General features: G+C 70.4%; 19 protein-coding genes. 4 read left to right on the top strand and 15 right to left on the bottom strand.

Annotated elements, in window-relative coordinates:
* Positions 1–75 precede the first annotated feature (75 nt).
* The 3 genes from VFX14_14325 to VFX14_14335 are packed head-to-tail and all read right to left on the bottom strand — an operon-like array spanning position 76 to position 3,401.
* Positions 76–945: an ABC transporter permease gene (locus VFX14_14325; protein HEU5190856.1), complete on the bottom strand. Its 870-nt coding sequence runs from the start codon at positions 943–945 to the stop codon at positions 76–78.
* On the bottom strand, positions 945–1,865 hold the full coding sequence (nikB, locus tag VFX14_14330; protein HEU5190857.1) for a nickel ABC transporter permease: 921 nt from the start codon (positions 1,863–1,865) through the stop codon (positions 945–947). Before nikB ends, VFX14_14325 begins: the two co-directional genes overlap by 1 nt.
* A 15-nt stretch (positions 1,866–1,880) precedes the next feature.
* On the bottom strand, positions 1,881–3,401 hold the full coding sequence (locus VFX14_14335) for an ABC transporter substrate-binding protein (GenBank protein HEU5190858.1): 1,521 nt from the start codon (positions 3,399–3,401) through the stop codon (positions 1,881–1,883).
* Positions 3,402–3,506: 105 nt separating this feature from the next.
* Here VFX14_14335 and VFX14_14340 point away from each other — a divergent pair, with 105 nt between their 5' ends.
* Complete coding sequence (locus VFX14_14340) at positions 3,507–4,526, top strand: hypothetical protein (GenBank protein HEU5190859.1); 1,020 nt, start codon at positions 3,507–3,509, stop codon at positions 4,524–4,526.
* Complete coding sequence (locus tag VFX14_14345) at positions 4,523–5,302, top strand: phytanoyl-CoA dioxygenase family protein (protein HEU5190860.1); 780 nt, start codon at positions 4,523–4,525, stop codon at positions 5,300–5,302. The genes VFX14_14340 and VFX14_14345 overlap by 4 nt, the downstream gene beginning before the upstream one ends.
* A gap of 14 nt (positions 5,303–5,316) precedes the next feature.
* Here the strand turns inward: VFX14_14345 and VFX14_14350 are convergent, their stop codons facing one another.
* Genes VFX14_14350 through VFX14_14365 form a run of 4 tightly spaced genes read right to left on the bottom strand, consistent with a single transcriptional unit; the run spans position 5,317 to position 8,660 of the window.
* Positions 5,317–5,769, bottom strand: a complete 453-nt coding sequence (locus VFX14_14350) for a MaoC family dehydratase (protein ID HEU5190861.1) — start codon at positions 5,767–5,769, stop codon at positions 5,317–5,319.
* Between the two features lie 7 nt (positions 5,770–5,776).
* The gene (locus tag VFX14_14355) at positions 5,777–6,640 is read right to left on the bottom strand and encodes a phosphoribosyltransferase family protein (protein ID HEU5190862.1); all 864 of its coding nucleotides are present in this window, start codon (positions 6,638–6,640) and stop codon (positions 5,777–5,779) included.
* The gene (locus VFX14_14360) at positions 6,637–7,659 is read right to left on the bottom strand and encodes an isocitrate/isopropylmalate family dehydrogenase (GenBank protein ID HEU5190863.1); all 1,023 of its coding nucleotides are present in this window, start codon (positions 7,657–7,659) and stop codon (positions 6,637–6,639) included. Before VFX14_14360 ends, VFX14_14355 begins: the two co-directional genes overlap by 4 nt.
* Positions 7,656–8,660, bottom strand: a complete 1,005-nt coding sequence (locus VFX14_14365; protein HEU5190864.1) for an isocitrate/isopropylmalate dehydrogenase family protein — start codon at positions 8,658–8,660, stop codon at positions 7,656–7,658. The genes VFX14_14360 and VFX14_14365 overlap by 4 nt, the downstream gene beginning before the upstream one ends.
* A gap of 40 nt (positions 8,661–8,700) precedes the next feature.
* On the opposite strand from VFX14_14365, the gene VFX14_14370 reads away from it, so the two are divergent.
* Both VFX14_14370 and VFX14_14375 read left to right on the top strand, forming a co-directional pair.
* The gene (locus tag VFX14_14370) at positions 8,701–9,240 is read left to right on the top strand and encodes a peroxidase-related enzyme (protein HEU5190865.1); all 540 of its coding nucleotides are present in this window, start codon (positions 8,701–8,703) and stop codon (positions 9,238–9,240) included.
* A gap of 25 nt (positions 9,241–9,265) precedes the next feature.
* The gene (locus VFX14_14375; protein HEU5190866.1) at positions 9,266–10,813 is read left to right on the top strand and encodes an ABC transporter substrate-binding protein; all 1,548 of its coding nucleotides are present in this window, start codon (positions 9,266–9,268) and stop codon (positions 10,811–10,813) included.
* Here VFX14_14375 and VFX14_14380 read toward each other — a convergent pair.
* The 8 genes from VFX14_14380 to VFX14_14415 form a co-directional block, all read right to left on the bottom strand.
* Positions 10,803–11,369, bottom strand: a complete 567-nt coding sequence (locus VFX14_14380) for an AAA family ATPase (GenBank protein ID HEU5190867.1) — start codon at positions 11,367–11,369, stop codon at positions 10,803–10,805. The genes VFX14_14375 and VFX14_14380 overlap by 11 nt on opposite strands.
* A gap of 15 nt (positions 11,370–11,384) precedes the next feature.
* Positions 11,385–11,843, bottom strand: a complete 459-nt coding sequence (locus VFX14_14385) for a maleylpyruvate isomerase N-terminal domain-containing protein (protein ID HEU5190868.1) — start codon at positions 11,841–11,843, stop codon at positions 11,385–11,387.
* Between the two features lie 79 nt (positions 11,844–11,922).
* Positions 11,923–13,365: an amidohydrolase family protein gene (locus VFX14_14390; protein ID HEU5190869.1), complete on the bottom strand. Its 1,443-nt coding sequence runs from the start codon at positions 13,363–13,365 to the stop codon at positions 11,923–11,925.
* Positions 13,365–14,366, bottom strand: a complete 1,002-nt coding sequence (locus tag VFX14_14395; protein HEU5190870.1) for an ABC transporter substrate-binding protein — start codon at positions 14,364–14,366, stop codon at positions 13,365–13,367. Before VFX14_14395 ends, VFX14_14390 begins: the two co-directional genes overlap by 1 nt.
* Positions 14,363–16,063 carry a hydantoinase B/oxoprolinase family protein gene (locus tag VFX14_14400; protein ID HEU5190871.1) on the bottom strand — a complete coding sequence of 567 codons (1,701 nt, stop codon included), beginning with the start codon at positions 16,061–16,063 and terminating at the stop codon, positions 14,363–14,365. Before VFX14_14400 ends, VFX14_14395 begins: the two co-directional genes overlap by 4 nt.
* Positions 16,060–18,156 carry a hydantoinase/oxoprolinase family protein gene (locus tag VFX14_14405; GenBank protein ID HEU5190872.1) on the bottom strand — a complete coding sequence of 699 codons (2,097 nt, stop codon included), beginning with the start codon at positions 18,154–18,156 and terminating at the stop codon, positions 16,060–16,062. The genes VFX14_14400 and VFX14_14405 overlap by 4 nt, the downstream gene beginning before the upstream one ends.
* Complete coding sequence (locus VFX14_14410) at positions 18,153–19,190, bottom strand: phosphotransferase (GenBank protein HEU5190873.1); 1,038 nt, start codon at positions 19,188–19,190, stop codon at positions 18,153–18,155. The genes VFX14_14405 and VFX14_14410 overlap by 4 nt, the downstream gene beginning before the upstream one ends.
* 27 nt (positions 19,191–19,217) lie before the next feature.
* Complete coding sequence (locus VFX14_14415) at positions 19,218–21,287, bottom strand: S9 family peptidase (GenBank protein HEU5190874.1); 2,070 nt, start codon at positions 21,285–21,287, stop codon at positions 19,218–19,220.
* Positions 21,288–21,298 lie beyond the last annotated feature (11 nt).

Consider the following 21,298-nt stretch of genomic DNA (forward strand, 5'->3'; position numbering starts at 1 on the left):
AGCTCCTCGTCATGCTCAACGCCATCCTCCGCGACAGACGCCCATGGCAACCCGCTTGACTCCCGAGACAGTCGCTCAGGTCTTGAGCCGCGGGTCGAGCGCGTCGCGGATGCCGTCGCCGAGGAGGTTGAAGCCGAGCACGGTGAGGAAGATGGCGGCGCCGGGAAACGCGCCCAGCCAGGGCGCCTGCTCGAGGTAGCCCCGCCCCATCGAGAGCATGATGCCCCACGACGGTGTTGGCGGCTGCGTGCCCATGCCCAGGAACGAGAGCGCGGACTCGGTGAGGATGCCGAAGGCCACCGAGAAGGAGGACTGCACGAGCAACGGCGCCAGGCAGTTGGGGAGGATGTGCAGGATCACGAGCCGGCCGTCGGAGGCGCCGAGCGCGCGCGCCGCCGCCACGAAGTCGTTCTCCTTCACGGTCAGCACCTGCGCCCGGATCAGCCGTGCGAAGTTCGGCACGAACACGACGCCGATGGCGAAGAGGGCGTGGATCAGCTTGGGCCCGAGCACCGCGGTGATGCCCAGCGCGAGCACGAGACCCGGAAAGGAGAGCACGACCTCGAGCGCGCGCATGAGCAGGTTGTCCACGCGCCCGCCGACGTAGCCGGCGATGAGGCCGAGCGGAAGGCCGATGGAGAGCGCCACCGCCACCGTGAAGAGCCCGGCCTGCATGGACACGCGGCTGCCGTAGATCACGCGGCTCAGGATGTCGCGGCCAATGTCGTCGGTGCCGAAGAGATGCTTGGCGGAGGGCGGCGTCAGCACCTCGGCGAAGTCCGTGGCCACGGGGTCGTAGGGACTCAGCAGCGGCGCCAGCGCGGCCACGAGGATGAAGAGCCCCACGAGCGCCGCGCCGACCAGCCCCACGATGCTCCGCCGGAACTGGCCGAGCGCGATGGCGCCGAGGCTGGTGCCGCCGAGGGACGCCGCACGAATCGCCATCAGTGCACCCGGATCCGCGGATCCAGATACGAGTAGAGGATGTCCACGGCGAGGTTCGCGACGACGTAGCCCACCGCGAGGAACAGGATCACGCCCTGGACCACGAAGAAGTCGCGGCTGAACACGGAGTCGATCATGAGTCGCCCGACGCCGGGCAACGCGAACAGGCTCTCGGTGATGATGGTGTTGCCGAGGAGCGCGCCGATCTGAAGCCCGATCACCGTCACCACCGAGATCAGCGCGTTCTTGAGCGCATGCTTGCCGATCACCACGCGGTCGGCGAGCCCCTTCGCCTGTGCGGTGCGCACGTAGTCCTGGCGCAGCACCTCGAGCATGCCCGAGCGGAGCTGGCGGGTGACGAGCGCGGCCAGCGCGGTGCCGAGCGTGATCGCGGGCAGGATCAGCGAGCGCGTCCCGTCGAAGCCCGAGGGCGGCAGCCACCGCAGCACGAGAGCGAAGACGTAGATGAGGATCAGGCCCAGCCAGAAATTGGGCGTGGAGAAGCCGAAGAGGGCAAAGAACGTGCTGGCGAGGTCCACGCCGGAGTTCCGCTTCACCGCGGAGACGATGCCGAGGGGCAGGGCGATGCAGAGGGAAATGAGCATGGCCATCCCGATCAGCCGGAGCGTCACCGGCAGCCGCTCGACGATGGCGGATACAACCGGCTGGTTGGTCCTGATCGACCGGCCGAGATCGCCGCGCACGGCGTGGCCCAGCCAGTCGCCGTACTGGACGACGAGCGGCCGGTCGAAGCCCAGCTTCGCCCGGAAGCGGGCGAGGTTGTCCGGCGTCGCTTCCTCGCCGAGGAAGAGCACGGCGGGGTCGCCGGGCAGCATGTGAATGAACGAGAACACCACCACGCTCACCGCCAGCAGGAGCGGCAGCGTGGCGAGCAGGCGCCGCCCGATCAGCTGAAGCATGCGCGGCCGCGCGGGTTACTTCTTGTCGAGCGAGACCCCCTTGACGCGGATCATCCCGTCCGAGATGTGCTCGAAGCCCTTGACGTGCTCGCCCCACACCTTCACCTCGGCGTCGTGGTGAATCCAGATGTAGGGAGCGTCCTCCGCGGCGATCCGGGTGACCTGGGCGTAGAGCGCCTTGCGCTTGGCCTGGTCGCCCTCCGTGCGCGCGGCGTCCAGCAGCTCGTCCATCTTGGGGTTGCTGTAGCGCACGCGGTTGAGGCCGCCCTTGCTGTGCAGGAACGCGTGGGCGTTGCCGTCGGGGTCGGGACGCCCGGACCAGCCGATGCGGAGGGCCACGAAGTTGTGGCTGTTGAGGTCGGCGAGGAGCTTGCCGAACTCGAGCTGCTCGATCTTCATGTCCACGCCGACGTCCTTGAGCTGGGCCTGGATGATCTGGAGCTCCTGCACCTGCGCGGGCAGTCCCTTCACGGTGAAGGACAAGCCGTTGGGCATCCCGCCCTCGGCGAGCTTCGCCTTGGCCTTGGCGGGATCGCGGCGCCAGTCGGAGAAGTCCGTGTCCTGCGCCCACATGCTCGAGGGGAACGGGCTCCAGGCCGGCGTGCCCAGCCCCTGGTACGCCACGCGCTGTATCACGGTGCGGTCCACCGCATACCAGATGGCCTGGCGGATCGGCTTGCTCGTGAACGGCGCCACCTGATTGTTCAAATGAATACCCTGCCACCAGAGGCTCGGGATCTCGGAGACCTTGAGCCCCTTCTCGGCCTTGGCCGCCGCCACGTCCTTCGGCGCGATCTGGTGCATGAAGTCGATCTGCCCCGTGCGCATCGCGGTGAACCGCACGGACTGGTCCGGGATGGGCCGGTAGATCACCTCGTCGAGATAGGGCAGGCCCTTCTCCCAGTAGCCGTCGAAGCGCTTGATCGTGAGGTGGTCGTCCTTCATCCACTCCACGAAGCGAAAGGGCCCGGTGCCCACGGGATTGCGCGCGTAGTCGTCCTTGTACTTCTCGACGGCGGCTTTCGACACCATCATCCCCGCGCGATCGGTGAGGACGGACAGCAAGGGCGCGTAGGGGGTGGACAGGGTGAGCTCCACCGTGTAGGGATCCACCACCTTCACGTCCTTCACGGGGGCAATCTCGCTGCGACGGGGGGAGGCCAGGGCGGGATCGCGCATGCGGTCGAAGTTCCACTTCACGATGTCGGCGTTGAAGTCGGTGCCGTCGTGAAACTTGACGCCGCGGCGGAGCTTGAAGACGTACAGGAGGCCGCCGGACTTGACCTCCCAGGACTGCACGAGCTGCGGCACGATGCCGAACTTCGCGTCGATGTCGAAGAGCTTGCCGTAGATGTTGTTGTAGACCTGCCGGTCCACCGCGGCGGTGGAGAGATGCGGGTCCATGGTCGTGTTGTCCGCGTCCATCCCGATGCGCAGCGTCCCACCCCGCACCTGCGCGTCCGCCGGCGCGGTGGCGAGCCAGAATCCCACCGAGGCGAGCACGCCCAGGAGCACCATGCGCCGCCAACCCGCCATACACGACCTCCTTGACCGCATTGGGAAGCTGCGATGTCGTTCCGGGAAGATCAACGCGGCGAGTCTACCCCCGGTTCCCGAGCGGGTCACGCGGATTTCTTGACCGTGAAGGCGCCGGCCCCCTACCCTCGACGCAGCGATCCGATCGATCCGTCACCGGACAGGGAGGGCGTCATCGCCAGCCTCGCCGACACGGTCGCTCAGGCAGGCTCCCGGCTCGGGCTCAAGAGCGTCCCCGACAGAAAGCTCGCCTACGGCGTCCGCGACGGCTATCTGGTCGAGGTGGCCTGCGGCCGCGACGGCAACACGGAGTGCATCGTGGAGATCATCCGTCACGGGGATGCCGCGCGCGATCCCGCGGTGCGGGAGGCCATCGGCCGCTCCGCCGAGGTGACGGCGAAGGGCATCAAGCCCAAGCGCGTGAAGGTGGAAGAGGGCATGGTCGTGCATCGCCACCCCGTGATCTTCTTCCAGCGCCCCGGCGTGGACGCGGTGGCGGGCGAGCTGGACGCGCTGCTCCATGCCGTGCAGACGGCGAGCCCGCCCGCGCCCGCCCGCTGCCGTCTTTGCGGCAGCGATAGCGGCGCCGAGCCGGTGCTCCTCAACGGGGTGGTGGATCGCGTCTGCCCCGCCTGCACGGAGCGGCTGCAGCACGAGGTGCGCCAGGCCATGGAGCGCTACGAGGCCGCGCCGATGAACCTGCCGCTCGCCGTCCTTGCCGCCGCCATCCTCGCGGTGCTCGGCGCCGTCGTGTGGGCGGGCCTGGCCGTCACGACCCACCGCGTGTTCTGGTTCGTCGCCATCGGCACCGGACTGCTCATCGGCTGGGGCGCGACCCTGGCGGCAGGCAAGCGCGCGCGCCCCGTCCAGGTGACCGCCGCGGTGTTCACGCTGGCGTCGGTGCTGCTCGGCGAGCTGCTGCTGGTCGGCTATCACCTCCAGCAGCAGGCGGGGAAGAACGGCCAGCAGGTAGACTGGGTGGCCTTTGCGGCCGCCGCGCCCAATATCCTCTGGCGGCTCGGCGGCGAGACCGTCTTCGCGGTGCTCGGTGGCCTCCTCGGCGCCTGGTACGCCACCCGCATGGCGGCGCGCCCGAAGCTGGAGGCGCGCGTGGAGAAGGCATGACTGGCTATACTGGGGCGGTGAGCCGGCTTCTTTCATCCGAGCAACGCGCCCGCTACGCACGCGACGGCTTCCTCGTCCTTCCCGGCCTGCTCTCGCCCGCGGAGGCCGCGCGTCTCGGCGCGTGGACCGACGAGCTCACCGCCTGGCCGGAAGTGCCGGGGCGGCACATGGTCTACTGGGAGCCGCATCGCACCGAGCCGGGGCGCCGCGTCCGGAACCGCATCGAAAATTTCGAGCCGTACCACGAGGGTTTTCGCGCGCTGTTCGCGGGTCGGCTCGCGGAAGTCGCCGCGGCCCTGCTCGGCGGGCCGGCGGCGCTCTTCAAGGACAAGATCAACTTCAAGATGCCGGGCGGGACCGGCTTCGAGCCCCATCAGGACCAGCAGGCGGGCTGGTCGGTCTTCGCCCCGCTCTTCCTCACCGCACTCGTGAGCATCGATGACGCCACTGTCGAGAACGGCTGTCTCGAGCTCGCGGCCGGACAGCACCGGCGTGGCCTCGTGGGCGCCGAGTGGAAGCCGCTCGGCGAGGCGGAGACAGCAGGCATGCGCTTCGAGGTCTGCCCCACGCAGTCGGGCGACGCGGTGTTCTTCGATTCCTACGTGCCCCACCGGTCCGCGCCCAATGGCACCGACGCGCCCCGCCGCGTGCTCTACGTCACCTACAATCGCGCGTCCGACGGCGACCACCGGCTTCGCTATTTCGCGGAGAAGCGCCGCTCGTATCCTCCCGACTGCGAGCGGGAGCCTGGCCGGGAGTACGTGTACCGCGTCTGACGCCACGGCCCCCGTCAGGGGGAGGGGCGCCGCCGGATGAAGTTGATGGGCTTGAGCGACATCACCACCTCGCCGTGCTGGTTCAGCAGCTCGCAGTGGGTCTTGATGAGCCCCCGGTCCGGCTTGGAGCGCGACGGCGTCGCCTCGAGCACGGTCGCGCGGAAGCTCAGGGTGTCGCCCGGGCGAACCGGCTTGAGCCAGCGCAGCTCGTCGATGCCAGGCGAGCCCATCGACGCGGCGTCGCGAAACACCGCCTCGTAGAACATGCGCATGAGCAGGGAGCCGGAGTGCCAGCCGCTCGCGATGAGCCCCCCGTAGATCGATTGCTTCGCCGCCGGCTCGTCGACGTGGAACGGCTGGGGATCGAACTCGCGGGCGAAGGCGAGCACTTCCTCCTTGGTGACGGTGCGGGAGCCGGCCTCGACGACGTCGCCGACCTTGAAGTCTTCGAAGTAGCGCGTGGACATGGGGGCCTCAGAGGAGGGGCCGCGCGAGCGCGACGAAGCGAGGCACGTCGGGCTCGGGGCCCTTGAGCAGGACGGTGGCGGTGGCGGCGACGGTCGCCCCCGCGCGCCCGAGCAGGCGGCAGGCGGCGCGGACGGTGCCCCCGGTGGCGACGACGTCGTCCACGAGGAGGACGCGGCGGCCCTCGACGAGGGCGAGGTCGAGCGGGTCGAGCACGAGGGCCTGGGCGCCCGCGGTGGTGATGCTGGTGGCCTCTTCGACGAGGGGCGGCCGCGGCGCGCGCGGCATGTAGTTCTTGAGACCCTTGCGGAGCACGACGTAGCGGTCGAGACCGAAGGACTCGACCAGCACCTGCACCATGCCCACCGCCTTGGATTCGGAGCAGACCACGGTGTCGAAGGATTCGTCTCGCGCGATGCCCTCGTCGGCCAGGCGCTCGTAGAGGAGCTCGCCGCAGCGCTGGTTCAGGCGTCCCTGTCCGAGCAGGTTGAACGAGGCGATGTAGTGCCGCGCGCCATGGAGGCGCGTGATCGGCCGGTCGGTGGTGAGGGCATGGGGCGCCACGCGCAGCTCGTACCAGCCGACCACGTCGCCCGGCCCCTGCCCCGCGGCGCCGGCGCCGCCGCCGGCTCCGTCGGCCAGCGTCCACCCCTCGGCATCCGCCAGCTCGCGGGCCAGCCAGGTTGCCTCGGCGGGCCCGCCGGCGTCCAGCGTGGTCAGGCACTCGATGCCCGCGTCGCGGAGGGCCAGCCGCGCCTCGTCGCCCACGACGCCCCGGGGCAGCACGGCGGCGCGGCGGGCGGCGGGGCGCGGGGCGAGCGCCGCCACCGCCCGCTCCGCATCGGCGTAGGCGCCAATGACGATCTCGCTCACGCCGCCTCGCGCAGCGCCGACTCGATGGCGGCGGCCATGTCGAGCGTGGTGGCGGTGCCCCCCAGATCGCCCGTGCGCACGCGTCCCGCCTCGAGCACGCGGCGCACCGCGCCGCGGATGCGCTCGGCGGCCGCCGCTTCGCCCTCATCACGAAGCAGCGCGCAGGCGGCGAACGTGAGCGCGAGGGGATTGGCGCGGTTCTCCCCCACCACCTCGCGCGGCGCCCCGTGGATGGATTCGTACACGCGGAGCGGCGCGCCGTGCCAGACGCCGTGGTTGATGCCTACCGTCGCGGAGATCCCCCCGACGAGCCCCGCGCCGAGATCGCTCAGGAGGTCGCCGTAGAGATTGCCGGTGACCAGCATCTGGAACTGGGCGGGGTTGGACACGAGCTGCATGCAGCAGTTGTCCACGATCATCTCCCGCGGCAGGATCTCCGGGAAATCGCGCGCGGTCTCGCGGAAGCACTCGAGGAAGAGGCCGTCGGCGAGCTTCAAGATATTCGCCTTGTGGATGCAGTGGATGACCTTCCGGCCCTCGACTCGGGCGAGGGCAAAAGCGAAGCGGCAGATCCGGCGGCAGGCCGCCTCCGTCACCACCTTGATGCTCTGCACCACGCCCGGCACGATCTCGTGCTCGCCGGCCGCGTAGAGATCCTCCGTGATCTCTCGCACGAGGAGGATGTCCACGTTGCGGAAGCGCGCGGGCACGCCCTCGAGGTTGCGGAGCGGGCGCACCGAGGCGAAGAGCTCGAGGGCGCGGCGCAGCTCCACGTTGAAGTTGGTGTCGTGGCTACCCGGCGGGTTCAGGAGCTTGGTCTTGAGCGCGCGGCCGGCCTCCCGCACCGCCTCCAGCGTGGCGGGCGGCAGGGGCGGCAGGCCCTTGTCCATGGCGGCCTGGCCGGCCTCGAAGACACGCCAGCGCACGTCCACGCCGGCGGCGGCCACGATGCGGCGCACCGCCGCCTCCTCGTCGAGGCCGACCCCGCCGCCCTGGATGAGGACGAGGTCGCGGCTCACGCGGCCTCCTTCAGATACGCGATGATCTGGTCGGTCAGGCTGCGCGTGGTGCCCTGCCCGCCCAGATCGCGGGTGAGCCCGCGCCGGGCGGCGAGGGTGCGCTCCACCGCGGTCTCCACGCGGCGGGCCGCCTGGCGCTGGCCGATGTGGTCGAGGAGCAGCGCGGCGGAGCGGATGACGGCGATGGGGTTTGCCAGCCCCTTGCCGGCGATGTCGGGCGCGCTCCCGTGCACGGCCTCGAACACCGCGTAGCGCTCGCCGATGTTGGCGCCGGGGACCAGGCCGAGCCCGCCCACCAGCCCCGCGCAGAGGTCGCTGATCACGTCGCCGAAGAGGTTCTCCATCACGAGCACGTCGAAGCGCGAGGGATCGAGGGCCAGCTCCATGCAGAGGTTGTCGATGCGGCGCTCCTCGAACTCGATGAAGGGATACGCCTCGGCGACGGCGCGGGCGGCATCGAGAAAGAGGCCGTCGGAGAGACGGAGCACGTCCACCTTGTGGCAGAAGGTCACGCGCCGGCGCCCCTCGCGTCGCGCGAGCTCGAAGGCGAAGCGCACGATGCGGTCGGCAGCCGCACGCGTCACGATGCGCAGGCTCTCGATCACGCCCGGCACCACCACGTGCTCGAGCCCGGAGTAGAGGCCTTCCGTGTTCTCGCGGACGACCACGAGGTCCACGTGGTCGAAGGGCACGGTGACGCCGGGCAAGGTGCGCACCGGGCGCACGCTCGCGAAGAGATCCAACCCCTGGCGCAGGCGCACGTTGATGGAGCGGAAGCCCCCGCCGATGGGCGTGGTGCACGGGCCCTTGAGCGCCACGCGGTGGCGCCGCACCGCCGCCAGCGTCGCCTCGGGCAAGGGATCGCCGAACCGCTCGGCGGCGGCCACGCCGGCATGCGCGATGTCCCAGTCGATGGCGACGCCCGCCGCCGCCACGACTTCCTGCGCCGCCGCCGACACCTCGGGGCCGATGCCGTCGCCGGGAATCAGCACGACCTTCATCGCCGATCACTATATACTGCTTCCCCTCGGAGGCACCGGCATGGCCTGGATCGGCGAAACCCACGAAGACAGGGCGGAGGGCACGCTCAAGGACGCGTACGCGCGCATCGTGCGCGCGCTCGGCCGCGTCATTCCCTTCTACCGCGCATACAGCGTGAGCCCCGCGCATCTGCACGCGCACCTGGACTTCTACGAGCGCATCGGCAAGCTCGGCGTGCTGTCGAAGCGGCGGAAGGAGCTGATCGCGGTGGCGGTCTCCGCGGAGAACGGCTGCCGCGATTGCACCCAGCTCCACTCGGAGCTGCTCCGCGCGCACCGCGTGGACGAGACGGTGGTGGGCGTTCTCGCCGCCGACCCCGACCGCGCTCTCGCCGACGGGCTCGTGACCGGGCCCGACGCCGTCGTCGTGGCCTACGCGCTCAAGCTCACGCGCGCGCCCCGCGCCATGGCGCCGGCGGACGTGGACAGCCTCCGGGCGGCCGGCCTCTCCGAGCCCGAGATCTTCGAGGTGGCGCTCCTCACCGGATATTTCAACTACACGAACCGCATCGGGGTGGGGCTGGGCGTCGAGCCGGAGTGATACTCTGCCGGCACGGAGGACATCCATGACCCGGACCCGGATCGCTCGCGCCTTGCCCGCGCTGCTCGTTCTCACCGCGCTCTCATTCACCATCGCCGAACGTGCCGGCGCCGCGCCCGAGGGCACCATGACGTGGGGCGTGCATGTGACCCTCGCCAACCGCTGGCTCGACCCTGCGGAGACCGAGGCGCTGGTCACGCCGTTCCTCGTGCTCTACGCCATCCACGACGCGCTCGTGAAGCCGATGCCAGGCGTCGCCTCGGGGCCGAGCCTCGCCGAGTCGTGGACACCGTCGAAGGACGGGCTCGCCTACGACTTCGTACTGCGCAAGAACGTCAAGTTCCACAACGGCGACCCGCTCACGTCCGAGGACGTGAAGTTCTCCTTCGACCGCTACAAGGGCGCGGCGGCCAAGCTCATCAAGGACCGCGTGAAGGAGGTGCAGACGCCGGACCCGCTCCACGTCCGCATCATCCTGAAAGAGCCGTGGCCGGACTTCATGGCGTTCTTCGGCACCACCGCCTCCGGCATCGGCTGGGTGGTGCCCAAGAAGTACGTGGAGAAGGTGGGCGACGAGGGTTTCAAGAAGGCGCCGATCGGCGCGGGCCCGTACAAGGTGGTGTCGTTCAATCCCGGCGTCGACCTGGTGCTCGAGGCCTTCGAGGGCTACTGGCGGAAGGCGCCCGCCGTGAAGCGGCTCGTCTTCCGGTCCATCACCGACGAGGCGACGCGCGCCGCCGCGGTGAAGCGCGGCGAGGTGGACATCGCCTACCTCGTGTCCGGGCCCATTGCAGAGGAGCTCAAGCGCACCCCCGGCTTCAAGGTGGCCTCGCCCCTGCCGTCGCTCGGCAAGTACTGGCTCGACTTCCCCGAGCAGGCCAATCCGAAATCCCCGTGGCATGACCGGCGGGTGCGCCTGGCCGCGAGCCTCGCGGTGGACCGCAAGGCGGTGAGCGACGCGGAGTGGCTCGGCTTCGCGCGCCCGTCGGGCAGCATCGTCCCCAAGGCCATGGAGTTCGCGCTGGACATTCCGCCGGCGCCCTACGATCCCACCAAGGCCAAGGCACTCCTCGCCGAGGCCGGCTTCCCCAACGGCCTCGACGCGGGGGACTTCACCCCATTTCCGCCCTACTTCTCCATGGGCGAGGCCATCGCCAACTATCTCCGCGCCGTCGGCATCCGCACCTCCCTGAAGACCATGGAGCGCGCCGCCTTCCTCACCGCCTGGCGCGAGAAGAAGATCCCTGGCGTGATCATGGCGCTGGTGGCGCCGGCCGGCAACGCGGCCACGCGGCTCGAGCCCTTCGTCACGAAGGACGGCTTCTACTCGTACAGCGTGATCCCCGAGGCCGAGGATCTCTTCATCCGCCAGTCGCGCGAGCTGGACCGGAAGAAGCGCGAGGCCATGCTGCAGCAGATCCAGAAGCTCATCGCCGACCGCGTGACCCACGCGCCGCTGATGGAGTCGGCGTTCCTGTGGGCGGTCGGCCCGCGCGTGGAGGAATCCGGGATGAGCCTCATCCCGGGCCACGCCTATTCGGCGCCCTACGAGGACGTGAAGGTCAAGAAGTAGCCGCGGGAGCGGGCTCGCCGAGGGCCCGCAGCACCGCGGCGAGATTGTCCGCGACGCTGGCCACGCGCTCGAGCCGGAGCACCGGCCCGGGCAGCGTGGCCAGCCACTCGTTGTGCACGCGCAGGCTGCGGATCTCGAGCCCGCCCTCGTCGTAGCCGGCCGCCCACTGGAGAAACTCGGTCGATCCCTTGTGCATCGCCCCGCCGGGGGCGATCGTCTCCGCGCCGTAGCGCGTGACTTCCCGGGCCCGCAGCCGTGCCATGCGGAGGTCGGCGGGGACGAACAAGAACACCACGAGATCGAACAACGGAATGAATACGTCGCCCCAGCCGCAGAGCGAGCCCGAGAGTACCCACCCTCCGGGCTGTTCCAGCTCGGTGCGGAGCAAGGCGGTCCGCGCCACCCGCTCGCGGATGTGCTGGAAGGGCGGATCCGTCGAGAGCCAGAAGAATGTGTCCGTGTCGTGATGGGCGCAGCCGAGCCGCTCGGCGAGCGCCGCCGCGAGCGTTGTGGTGCCCGAACCCGACGCTCCGAGAATGTGGATGCGCTTCTGCATCCGCTGCGCGCTAGCCTAGCGGGGCTTGAGCGCGCGCTCCATCTCGTCGAGATGCTCCCTTCGATGCTCGGCGCGATCCAGCGACACAGGCGTGCCCGCCGCCTTGTTCTTCTCGATGAGGTCGTCGCGCAGCCCCGCGATCTTGGCATCGGTGGCCCGCGCGATCGAGAGCGTCAGCTCGGCGGCGCGCCGGGGCGGCATCGCGAGGAACATCGGCTTGGAGGCGTCGTTGATCCAGTCGATGGCGCCGGCGCCTTCGTCGAGGGCTTTTGGGGCCTTGCCCGTCTTCTCCCACTCGTCCAGGAGCAGGAACGCGCGCTGATCCCAGAAGGCGATGTGCGCCAGCACCCCCGCCACCGTCCAGCCCGCGGGGAGCGGGCGCTGGAGATCGGCGTCGCTCTGGCCCTTGATGAAGGCCTCGAGGCGGGCGCGCTGCGTGTCGTTCAGGGCATTGTGGCTGCGGTCGGCCGCCATGGTGGGCCTCCTCGGAAAAAATGGGTTCGACCCATTAGACCCCGCCGACACCCCGTTGTGAAAGCCCCTTGCGCGCGGGCTAGACCAGGCCGCGCCGCGTGAGGTCCACGATGGGCAGGTCGCGCGTGCGATCGTCGGCAGCGGTGGCGCGCTGCAGGCGCTCGGCGGCGGCCCGCACGTCGCGGTGGACTTGCTCCGCGTCGACGTTGGTGAAACGGCCGTCCCGGTAGATGATCTTGCCGGCCACCATCGAAAGCACGACATTCCGCCCCGTCTCCGCGTAGACGAGGTTCGCCACAAGGTTCCGCGCCGGGCGCAGCAGCACGGGGGCCAGCGGCGGGCGCGTGAGATCGAGGAAGATCAGATCCGCGTCCTTGCCGACCTCCAGCGAGCCCACACGATCGGCCACGCCCAGCACCTCCGCGCCCTCGATGGTCGCGCTCCGCAGCACCTGCCACGAGGGAATGGCCAGCGGATGCTCGGCGCGGATCTTGGGATACATCGCCGTCGCCCGCATCTCGCTGAAGATGTTGTGCGAGTTGTTGCCCGGGGCTTGATCCGAGCCCAGGGCCACCCGCCCGCCGAGGCGCTTGAACAGCGCCGCCGGCGGCATCGCCCCGTCGATGATGCCGATGGAGTTGGCGCAGCAGACCATCCCGCCGCCGGCCTTCACCACCGTCTCCACCTCGGCTTCGGTGGCGGTGGAGAGGTGCACCGCGATCAGGTCGGGGGCCAGGAGCCCGATCGACTCGAGGTAGGGAATGGCGCGCAGGCCGAAGCGCTGCTGGGTGGCGTTGTTCTCCCGCGGGTCCTGCGCCACGTGAAGATGCAGTCGGCAGCCGCGCTTGCGCGCCTCGGCCTGCACGCGCAGCAGCATTTCCTTGGAGAGGAAGTCCGCGGCGTGCGGGCCGAAGATCACGCGGATGCGCCCCTCGTCATGGCCGTCCCACTGCTCGTGAAGCCGCAGTGAGCGCTCGAGCGACTCCTTGCCCGCCTCCGCGTCCAGCGGCGTGGGATCCCCCGGCTTCCAGCCCTGGGCGATCCACTGATCGCGGTTGGCGAAGTTCCGCTCGCTGATGCTGTCGCACACGACGCCGCGGCTCCCCAGCAGCGCGTGGCTCTTCACCAGCTCGCCCATGGGCCGCGTGTAGTCGGCGAACGTGGTGGTGCCGTTCGCCACGCCCTCCATCAACGCCCAGAGCGTGGCCAGCGGCGCGTCGGCCGGATCCACGTTGCGCAGCATGGGCCCGTAGGCCGAGTCCATCCACTTCTCGACTTCCTGCGCCCACCCTCGCCCGAGCACCGCCGCCGAGTGCATGTGGGCGTCGACGAGGCCAGGCATGACGAGACGATCTCGCGCGTCGAGCGTCATGGTGGCGGGGCCCTGGGCCTCGACCTGAGCGCGCGGCCCCACCGCGACGATCTTGCGGCCACGGATGCCGACGGCACCGTCTTCCACGAAGCCGACGCCGGGGCCCGTCATGGTGAGGAGGTGGCCGCCGGTGATCAGCGTGTCGAGCATCACTCGATCACCTGATTCGCCCGCTCCCGCAGCGCCGGCGGGATCGTGATCCCGAGCCGCTTGGCCGTCTTGAGGTTCAGCACGAGCGCCAGATTGGTCGGCTGCTCGATGGGGAGGTCGCCGGGCTTGGCGCCCCTGAGAACCCGGTCCACGTAGACGGCGCCTCGGCGAGCCAGATCGACGAAGTTCGGCCCATAGGACATGAGGCCTCCCGCGTCCACCCATTGCTCCTGCGTGGACATCGAGGGGAGCCGATGCTTCACCGCGAGCTCGGCGAGCCGCTGGCGGTTGAGGAAGAATATCGGGTGCCCCATCACCAGGAGTGCCTCCGCGCGCTCCTTGGTCATGGCCGCGAAGGCCGCGTCGAACTCCTTGGCCTCGTGAATCTCGATCAGCTGCAGTTCCAATCCGAGCGACCTGGCCGCGGCCTTGGTGGCTTCCAGCATCTGCGGATACGCGGGAGTGCTAGGCGGATTCGCGAGGACCGCCACGCGCCGCACCCTGGGGGCCACGTCTCTGAGCATCTCCAGCTGCTTTCCGAAGATTTCGGTGCCGAAGGCGTACGACACCCCCGTGACGTTGCCCCCCGGGCGGGCGAGGCTGGCCACGAGGCCTACCGCGACCGGCTCGGTCAGGCTCCCTCCGACGATCGGGATCGTGCTCGTGGCCTTCTTCGCGGCGAGCGCCGCGGGCGTCGGGCTGGCGTAGATGAGGTCGACTTTGATGCGGACCAGCTCCTCCGCCAGGGCGGGCAGCCGCTCGGTGCGGCCGTCGGCGAAGCGGTACTCGATGGCGAGGTTCCGCCCTTCGACCCAGCCGAGCTCGCGTAGCTGCTGCTTGAATCCCTCCAGGGGACGGGTATAGAGGCCGCTCCCACTCTGGCTGCCGATGGAGAGATAGCCCAGCCGGACCATCCTCTCCGCCGACTGGGCGTCTGCGATCAACGGCGTGGCGAGCAGGGCGACGGCGAAGAACGCCGCGAGGGTGGTTCGGACGATCATCGACCTCCGGCGGGCGCACAGGCGCTGCAATCCGCGCCGGTCCCCACGTACCCGTTCACTGCGTCCTCCCGCGCCCGCGCCGGATCGCGCTCGCTCGGCGGGCCGTAGCCGCCGGCGCCCGGCGCGTGCATCACCACCTGGGACTCCGGCTCGGCGGTGAACGTGCCCTTGGTGTTGAGCCGCCGCTCGGCGCCGTCGGATGCGATCAGGCTCACGCGCGCGCCCGCGCCGGGACCGCCGCCGGCCAGGCCGAAGGGCGGGGTGACGCCGCGCTCGAGGCAGACGCTGACCTGGGCGGGATTCCCAAGAATGCGCCACACGCGCTCGACACCGCAGCCGCCGCGGTACTTCCCCACCCCGCCCGAGTCCGGGATGACGGCGTAGCGCTCCACCCGCACGGGGAAGGACATCTCCAGGATCTCGATGGGCGTGTTCATGGTGTTGGAGATGCCGCTGGACATTCCGTTGACGCCGTCCTTGGTGGGGCGGGCGCCGAAGCCGCCCTTGATAGTCTCGTAGGAGACGAAGCGTGCGCCGTTCCGGTAGTCCACGCCGCCCACGGTGAGAATGGCGGACGTGCCCTGCGAGCAGGCCATCACGCGCTCGGGCGCGAGCTGAGCGAGGGCGCCGAAGAGCATGTCGGCCACGCGGTGGGAGATCTCGTGGTTGGCGAACACCACGGGCGCGGGGGCCTGGGCATGCACCACCGTGCCGGGCTCGGCGTGAAGCTCCACCGGGCGCCAGCAGCCGGAGTTGGGGGGGACGAGGTCGGTCGGATCCGCCACCATCTTGATCGCACAGTAGATGCCGGAGGCGGTGACGTTGAGTGGCGCGTTCATGGGGCCGGCGACCTGCTTGTCGGTGCCGGCGAAGTCGACGGTGAGCGTGTCGCCGCGCTTGGTCACCGTCATGCGGATCTTGAACGGACGATCCGTGGTCTCGCCCTGCTCGAGCACGCCGTCGCCGTCGCAGAGCTCCTCGAAAGACGCGGTCCCGTCGGGCAGCCCCGAGAGCATCGCGCGCATCATGCGCTCGGAGTAATCCAGCACCTCCTGCATGATCTTGAGCAGGCGCCCCGCGCCGTACTTCTTGGCCAGCTCGGCGAGCCGCGTGACGCCACGGAGATTCGCCGCGATCTGGGCGCGCAGGTCGCCGCGGCGCTCTTCCGGCGTGCGCACGTTGGTGAAGATGATGGCCTCCACGTCCGCATTGGGCACGCCCGCCTTGACCAGGCGCACCGGCGGCAGCCGCAGGCCCTCACCGTAGATCTCCGTCGCGGTGCCGTAGGAGCCCGGTGTGTTGCTGCCGATGTCGGGCCAATGCGCGCGCACGCACGCGAAGCCCAGCAGCGTGCCCTCGTGGAACGCGGGCATCACGACGTTCACGTCGGGCAGGTGGCTCCCGCCGAAGTAGGGATCGTTGTGGATGAAGACGTCGCCAGGCTCGAAGGATGGGAACGCGCGGATCACCGCCTTCACCGCGAGCGGCATGGAGCCAAGATGAATGGGCAGATCCGGCCCCTGCGCGACCATCTCGCCCCCCACGTCGAAGAGGCCGCAGGAATAGTCGCCCGCCACCTTGAGCAGCGGCGAGTAGGCGGTCTTGGCCAGGACCACCTTCATCTCCTCGGCGGCGCAGTAGAGCGCGTTCTTGACCACCTCGAAGGTCGCGGGATCGGTGCTCGACATCGCGGTCATGACCACGCCTCCTGCGTGAGCTCGATGAAGCCGCCGGCGTCCACGCGGGCGCGCCAGCCCGGCGGGACCACCACGGTGGCGTCCATCGCCTCGATGATGAGGGGACCCGCGCGGCGCGCGCCGGGGGCCAGCGCCTCCCGCGGGATCACGTCGCAGCGCACCGAGCCCGTCTCCTTGAAATAGACCTCGCGGGGGCTGCTCGCGGGCGTGCGGTCGCTCGTCACCGGCGTGCCACCCCGCTTCGCCACGTCCAGCGCGTCCAGTCGCCCCACCGCGGCCACGCGCAGGTTCACGCACTGCACCGCCTCGTCCGGACTCGCGTGGCCGTAGGTCTGCCGGTGCTTTCCGTGGAAGTCCGCGGCCAGCCGCGCGAGGCTCGCCGCGCTCACCGGGCCTGCCGCCATCGGCACCGTCAGCTCGTAGGCCTGGCGGCCGTAGCGGCAGTCGGCGGCGCGCGTGACCTCCCAGCGCGCCTCGGACACGCCGGCCGCGCGCAGCATGGCGCGCGCCGAGTCCTCCATGGCGGCATAGGCCGCGGCCACGTCCTCCATGCGCGCCTCGTCGAGACGGGCGTAGAACGTCTTCACGTAGTCGCGGCGAAAATCAGAGGCGACCAGCCCCAGCGCCGAGAAGCCGCCGGGAATCGGCGGAACGATCACGCGCGGAATCTCGAGCTCCTGGGCCAGCCGCGCCGCGTGCACCGGGCCCGCGCCGCCGAAGGCCACCAGCGTGAACTCGCGGGGATCGTGCCCGCGCTCGACCGACACGATGCGGAGCGCCGCGGCCATGCCGGCCGTCACCACGTCCACGATGCCGGTGGCGGCCTCGAGCACGCCCTGCTTCAGCGGCCGCGCGATCCGCGACTCGATGGCGGCGCGGGCGCGGTCCAGGTGCACGGGCAGCGCGCCGCCCAGGAGCGCCACCGGGTTCAGGTAGCCCAGCACCAGATCGGCGTCGGTCACGGTGGGTGCCTCGCCCCCCTGGCCATAGCACACGGGCCCCGGCTCGGCGCCCGCGGACTCGGGCCCCACGCGCAGCGCCCCGCCCGGATCGATCCATGCGATGCTTCCCCCACCCGCGGAGACCTCGGCCAGGTCGATCACCGGCACGCGGATCGGATGCCCGGTGCCGTGCATCCAACGTCGTGCGCTCGCGCCGCCGCCCACCTCGTATTCCGAGGTCGTGCTCACCTCGCCGCGCTCGATGAGGCTCGCCTTCGCGGTGGTGCCGCCCATGTCGAACGAGATGAGATTCGGCAGCCCCAGCCGCCGGCCGATGAGCTGGGCGGCGATGACGCCGGCGGCGGGCCCGGACTCCACCGCCATCGCCGGCATGGTGAGCCCCTCCGCCACCGTGAACACGCCGCCGGACGAGCCCATGACGTAGGGCGAGGGAAAGCCCTGGCTCTTCACCGCCGACTCGAGCCGGTCGAGATAGGAGGCCAGGATGGGCCCGACGTAGGCGCACACCGCGGTGGTGCTGGTGCGCTCGAACTCGCGGATCTCGGGCAGCACCTCCGATGACAGGAACACGGGCACGCCGGGCAGCGCGGCGCGAAGCCGCGCACCCACCGCGCGCTCGTGCGCGTCGTTCAGGAAGGAGTAGAGGAAGCAGACCGCCACCGCCTGCACCTCGTGGCGGCGCAGGAAGTCGATGGCGCGATCCACGTCCTCGATCCGGAGCGGCGTCACCACCTGCCCTTGGGCGTCCAGGCGCTCGCGGATCTCGAGCCGCATGTGCCGCGGCACGATCACGTGCGGGCCGTCCTGGAAAAGGTCGTAGAGGCTGGCCCGGGCGGAGCGGCGCAATTCCAGCACGTCGCGCATGCCCTGCGTCGTGAGGAGCGCGGTGCGCGCCCCCTTCTCCTCGAGCAGCGCGTTGGTCACCACGGTGGTGGCATGCGCGAGGAACGAGACCTGGGAGGGCACGACGCCGTGCCGCCGTGTGGCGGCATCCAGCGCGTCCAGGACGCCGCGGGCGAAGTCGCGCGGCGTCGTCGGGACCTTGACCACGTCGAGGCTGCCCGTGGCCTCGTCCGCCACCACCACGTCGGTGAACGTGCCGCCGATGTCCACGCCGATGCGCCAGGTCATTTCGATGGTCCTTTGATGGGAGGGAGCGAGGGGCGCACGCCGGTCAGCCGCGCGAAGCGCCGCGCCAGCCGCTCGCCGAAGCTCGAGGCGTCGATGCGGGTCAGCGGCGTGCCCGCGCGCGCGGCCAGGACGCGCTGCTCGGCTACGCGGAGAAACCCGCGCATGCAGCCCAGGGCCTCGTAGTACCGGAAGGCGGACGGGGCGAGCGGGGCCGCGCGTCGATGCCCGGCCATGAAACGACGCACCAGGGCCAGGCGCGCGGCGCGGACCACCCACCGCATGGACCGCGGCACCTCCACCAGGTCCGCCGGTGCGTAGCGCAGGATCACCCGCGAGTTCGCCACGTCGTACTCGCGCTCGGCGAAGAGCGTGTTGGGCCAGTCGAGCACGCCGGTGAGCTCGAGTCGATCGTTCACGAGGAGGTTCTGGGGGTGGAAGTCGCCGTGGCAGACCACGGTCGGCCCCTCCACCGACGGCCGGCTCGCGCGGAGCCAGCCGAGCGCGGGCGCCAGGCCCAGGAGCGAGCTGCGCGCCACGCGCCGCTCGTACTGGGCGAGCTCACCCTCCACCGTGTGCTCGCGGCTGCCGTTCGGCATCGCGCCCTCGATGGCCTTCAGCACCGGCTCCGGATCGAGAGCGTGCAGGCGGCGCTGCGCCCGCACCAATGCCCGCGCCATGCCGAGCCGGCGCATCGCGAGGAGCGGCCGGCCGGGCAGCCGCTCCATGATCAGAAAGCCCGCGCCGAGGATGCCCGGGTCCGCGCTGGCCAGCGGCACGCGCGGCGCGGGATAGCCCTGCTCGGCGAGCGCATTCTGGATGGCCTGCTCGCGGAGCGCCCGCCGTGGATCGTAGTGCGGCGCCAGCACGCGGAGAATGAGCGGCCCGGACAGATTGGGCGGCGCCCCGACGAGGCGCAGCGTATAGATCGTGGTGTCGAAGCCGCCCGACACCGGCGCGGGCGGCTCGGCCAGCCCGACGCGAGCACCGTCGAGCGACGCGCTCAGGTACTCGACGAGCCGGGCCCCGTCGATCACGCGGGCGCGCTCACGACGCTGGCTCGCTCACGACGCCCGGCCGAGCGTGGTCAGCGTGAAGGCGTGGTCCAGGGCGATCTCGCGGAGGAAGTCGTAGCGGCCGGAGGCGCCCCCGTGCCCCGCCGCCATGTTGATCTTGAAGAGGAGGGGGTGGTCGTCGGCCTTCAGGTCCCGCATGCGGGCTACCCACTTGGCGGGCTCCCAGTACATGACCTGGCTGTCGTTGAGGGCGGTGCGCGCGAGGATGATCGGGTAGTGCCGCGGGCCCAGGTTGGTGTAGGGGCAATAGCTCCTCATGTACTCGTAGTGCTCGCGGATCTTGGGATTGCCCCACTCCTCGAACTCGCCCACCGTCAGCGGAAGGCTCTCGTCCAGCATGGTGTTGATCACGTCCACGAATGGCACGCGCAGGAGCGCGGCGTGGCAGAGCTCCGGCCGCATGTTCAGCACGGCGCCGATGAGGAGCCCACCCGCGCTGCCGCCCTCGATCACGAGACGGGGGCTCGCCGTGTAGCCCTGGCCGATCAGGTGCTCAGCGCACGCGATGAAGTCGGTGAACGTGTGCTTCTTCTGCAGCATCCGGCCGGCATCGTGCCAGCGCTTGCCCATGTCGCCGCCGCCGCGCACGTGGGCGATGGCGAAGGCGACGCCCCGATCCAGCAGGCTGAGACGGTTGGACGAGAACGCCGGCGAGGCCACGATGCCGTAGGCGCCGTAGCCGTTCAGCAGCAGCGGGCTCGAGCCGTCGCGCGGCGTGTCCTTGCGGCAGACGAGCGAGATCGGCACACGCGTCCCGTCGGACGCGGTGGCGTGAATGCGCTCCACGCGATAGCGCGTGGAGTCGTAGTGTCCCAGCACCTCCTGCCGCTTGAGGAGGTTGAGCCGCGCCGTCCCCATCTCGTAGTCGTAGATGGTGGGCGGGGTGATGAAGGACTGATACGCGAAGCGGTAGCCGGAGGCGTCGAACTCGGGATTCGCCTCCGCCTCGATGTCGTAGGCCGGTTCGGGGAACTGCACGTGGCGCGAGGTCCCGTCGGCCAGCGAGACGACGCGGAGGCGGTTGAGCCCCTCCTCGCGCTCGAGCACCACGTAGTGGGACGCGAACACGTCCACGTCCTCCAGCGTCACATCCTCGCGGTGCGCGATCAGCTCCGTCCAGCTCTCCGAACCCGGTTCGCCCTCCGGCGCCCAGACGAGGCGAAAGTTACGGCGGCCGCCGGCGTTGGTGCGGATGTAGAAGCGGCCGCCATCGGGCCCGAGGCCGTGGTCCACCTCGTACTCGTGCTCCTTCTCGCGCGAGAGAATGGTGCGCCACTCGGCGTCCACTCGGTGGGCAGGGATGAAGCGATGCTCGGTGGTGGTGAAGGAGCGCGAGGCGCAGAGGACGAGGGCCCGGCTCCGCGAGCGCCACACGCCCAGGCGGAACAGCTCGTCGTCCTCCTGCCAGAGGAGCACGTCGTCGCGGTCGCCCAGGCGATGACGCCACAGGCGGTAGGCGCGCTTGGCGTCGTCCTCGGTGACGTGGAAGAGGGTGGCGGAGTCCGCCGCCCACGCCACCGACGACACGCGCTCGATCCGGTCCGGGAGGAGCGCGCCCGTCCGGAGATCCTTCACGTGGAGCGTGTATTCGCGGAACCCGGTGGTGTCGAGCGTGTAGGCGAGGAGTTGGCCGTCGTCCGACACCGAATACATGCCGAGGGCGAGGAACGGCAGCCCGACGGCCAGCGCGTTGAGATCGAGCGTGACCTCCTCGGGCGCGCTCAGGCCGCCGGCCTTGCGGCAGTAGATCGGGTACTGCTTGCCCTTCTCGGTACGCGCGTAGTAGAAGTGCCCGCCCCGGCGATAGGGCACCGTCTCGTCGTCTTCCTTGATGCGGCCCAGCATCTCCGCGTAGAGCGCCTGCTGGAAGGCCTCAGTGGGCTTCATCACCGCGTCGGAGTAGGCGTTCTCGGCCTCGAGATAGGCGAGGACCTCGGCGTCCTCCTTCCGGCGCAGCCAGTGGTACTCGTCCACGAGGCGGTCGCCGTGGACCTCGGTCACCCGGGGGTCTTTCCGGGCGCGCGGCGGCGTGGGAGCGGAGGGTGTCCCGAGGCTCACGCTATCCATAT

It is taken from the genome of Candidatus Methylomirabilota bacterium (assembly GCA_035764725.1).
In the GTDB taxonomy this organism is placed as follows: Bacteria; Methylomirabilota; Methylomirabilia; order Rokubacteriales; family CSP1-6; genus DASRWT01.

Bases quoted from the DNA above. Each gene is read 5' to 3' on its own strand.
- VFX14_14395 (HEU5190870.1), bottom strand. From the start codon at position 14,366: ATGATCGTCCGAACCACCCTCGCGGCGTTCTTCGCCGTCGCCCTGCTC.
- VFX14_14375 (HEU5190866.1), top strand. From the start codon at position 9,266: ATGACCCGGACCCGGATCGCTCGCGCCTTGCCCGCGCTGCTCGTTCTC.
- VFX14_14390 (HEU5190869.1), bottom strand. From the start codon at position 13,365: ATGCTCGACACGCTGATCACCGGCGGCCACCTCCTCACCATGACGGGC.
- VFX14_14350 (HEU5190861.1), bottom strand. From the start codon at position 5,769: ATGTCCACGCGCTACTTCGAAGACTTCAAGGTCGGCGACGTCGTCGAG.
- VFX14_14405 (HEU5190872.1), bottom strand. From the start codon at position 18,156: ATGACCTGGCGCATCGGCGTGGACATCGGCGGCACGTTCACCGACGTG.
- VFX14_14380 (HEU5190867.1), bottom strand. From the start codon at position 11,369: ATGCAGAAGCGCATCCACATTCTCGGAGCGTCGGGTTCGGGCACCACA.
- VFX14_14345 (HEU5190860.1), top strand. From the start codon at position 4,523: ATGACTGGCTATACTGGGGCGGTGAGCCGGCTTCTTTCATCCGAGCAA.
- nikB (HEU5190857.1), bottom strand. From the start codon at position 1,865: ATGCTTCAGCTGATCGGGCGGCGCCTGCTCGCCACGCTGCCGCTCCTG.
- VFX14_14325 (HEU5190856.1), bottom strand. From the start codon at position 945: ATGGCGATTCGTGCGGCGTCCCTCGGCGGCACCAGCCTCGGCGCCATC.
- VFX14_14335 (HEU5190858.1), bottom strand. From the start codon at position 3,401: ATGGCGGGTTGGCGGCGCATGGTGCTCCTGGGCGTGCTCGCCTCGGTG.
- VFX14_14365 (HEU5190864.1), bottom strand. From the start codon at position 8,660: ATGAAGGTCGTGCTGATTCCCGGCGACGGCATCGGCCCCGAGGTGTCG.
- VFX14_14370 (HEU5190865.1), top strand. From the start codon at position 8,701: ATGGCCTGGATCGGCGAAACCCACGAAGACAGGGCGGAGGGCACGCTC.
- VFX14_14400 (HEU5190871.1), bottom strand. From the start codon at position 16,063: ATGACCGCGATGTCGAGCACCGATCCCGCGACCTTCGAGGTGGTCAAG.
- VFX14_14385 (HEU5190868.1), bottom strand. From the start codon at position 11,843: ATGGCGGCCGACCGCAGCCACAATGCCCTGAACGACACGCAGCGCGCC.